Annotated in this window: 2 protein-coding genes; one reads left to right on the forward strand and one right to left on the reverse strand. The window is 67.4% G+C overall.

The features are described from left to right. On the reverse strand, positions 1-794 hold a 794-nt coding region (locus tag CKO23_RS24790), incomplete at its 3' end, for a LysR family transcriptional regulator (RefSeq protein ID WP_200336213.1). A gap of 179 nt (positions 795-973) precedes the next feature. Between CKO23_RS24790 and CKO23_RS24795 the strand changes: the two genes are divergently transcribed. Further along, positions 974-1,615: a TusE/DsrC/DsvC family sulfur relay protein gene (locus CKO23_RS24795; protein WP_200336214.1), complete on the forward strand. Its 642-nt coding sequence runs from the start codon at positions 974-976 to the stop codon at positions 1,613-1,615. The last annotated feature ends 235 nt before the right edge of the window (positions 1,616-1,850 follow it).

A 1,850-nucleotide genomic window follows, 5' to 3' on the forward strand; every position in this document is an offset into this window, starting at 1 on the left:
TCGGTGGAGTCGCTGTCGCCCGGATAGACGCAATAGGTCGGCAGGGTCAGCGTCGGGGCGCCATCGATCCGATGCAGACAGCCGCCGCGCAGATAGCTGGCGGCGACCCGCTCGGGCACGAAACAGCTGCCGCCGTTGGCGAGGATCAACTGCAATCCCAGCCAGCCGATGTTGGCGGTCTGGGCGGGCCGCTCCAGGTCCGGATAGACCCTGAGGTGCTGGGCGTAGAAGGTCGGTCCCCAGTCGACATAGACATAGCCGTCGTCCAGCGCGGGCTGGGCCGGGTCGCTGCCCACCAGGATCAGGGTCTCGTCGAACAGGTGCTCGACCTGGATGCCGGCGCCCTGCTGGGGGCTGTACATCAAGGCCAGATCCATGGTCCCGGCGATGATGCGGCGCATCAGGTCCTCCTCGAAGCCGATCTCGGTATTGAGCGAGATGTCCGGCGCGGAGGCGCGCATGCGCCCGGCCCAGCGCGGGAGGAAGTCGTCCCAGAGCGCGATGCGCGCGCCGATCGTCAGGCTGGCGCGAAAGCGGCTCGGCAGGCCGACGTCGTGACGCGCCTGCTCGAAGGTGAGCAGCAGGGTCTTGGCGTGGCGCAGGAAGCGTTGGCCGGCCGGGGTCAGGCTGGCACCCGAGCGGTTGCGCACGAACAGCCGCGCGCCGAGCCCCTTCTCCAGGTTCTGGATGCGCGCGCTCACCGTCGACTGGGTGACATGCACCCGCTCGGCGGCCTCCAGGAAGCTCCCGTGGGCGGCGACCGCGAGAAAGGTCTTGATCTGGTCGATGTCCATACCCTGTCCTCAACGTCGGGCGCCTGATTGTATCGATAATTCCGATACCAAACAGCGATAACTTTCGTTTTTCTTTGATCACGATCGCCGTTACTTTGATCCCATCTGAGTCAGTGTGGGCTCGGGGCGGACCGCCGCTCACCGAGCCGTGGGATGTCGTAACCGTCGGAGATGAGACGATGATCGCAGTCAGAATTTCCATGAAAGCCACCCATGAGCCGCTGAAGCGCACCCCTGTCGTGCTGCGCCTGGACGCGGACGGGAGCGAGACGCCGCCGGTGCTGACCGACCGCGCGGGCGTGGCCAGCTTCGACCTGCCGCCGAGCAGCGGCACGGTCCTGGTCTCCGGGGTGGAGCGCTACGAGGGCCGGCTCGACGGTGAGATCCCGATCGAGCTGTGGTCCATCACCCAATCCGAGCGGGACTCGCGCGGACTCCCCGGCGAGTTCCCGGCGGGCAGCAACGCCTACCCGAGCATGACGACCCGCGCGCTGCAGGTCGGCGAACGTGCCATCCTGACCGACAGCGAGGGCTATCTGGTCGATCCCTCGGACTGGTCGGAAGACTTCGCGCGCGCCCTGGCGAATCAGGAGGGACTGGTGCTGACCGAGGAGCATTGGGAAGTGATCCGCTTCCTGCGCGCCCGCTTCGCCCGCAACGGCATCCAGACGACGGTGCGCGACATGATCATTCACTTCCGCAACGTCTGGGGGCGCGAGCGCGGCAGCAATCGCTACCTCCATCAGATCTTTCCGCGCGGCGGACCGCAAAAGCAGGGCAATCGCCTGGCGGGGCTGCTGCGGACCAAGGGTGAGCATTGAGGACAGGGGTCGCCATCCATCTCACGGCGGGGTGCGCCCCGCCGTTTGACCGGCATCAAGGCCCGCGGCTGGCGCGGCGGCTAACCTGCACGAACGCTTCGCGCCAGCCGCCAACCGGCCCCGCTCCGCATGGTCGTCATCTCCCGTCTCAACGCCCTCCCCGTCCTCGCGCTCGGATTCCGCGCCTTCTTTCTGGCCGCTGGTGTGGCGGCCATTCTCAGCGTCGCCGTCTGGC

The organism is Thiocystis violacea, assembly GCF_016583565.1.
In the GTDB taxonomy this organism is placed as follows: domain Bacteria; phylum Pseudomonadota; class Gammaproteobacteria; order Chromatiales; family Chromatiaceae; genus Thiorhodococcus; species Thiorhodococcus violaceus_A.

Bases quoted from the DNA above. Each gene is read 5' to 3' on its own strand.
- CKO23_RS24795 (WP_200336214.1), top strand. From the start codon at position 974: ATGATCGCAGTCAGAATTTCCATGAAAGCCACCCATGAGCCGCTGAAG.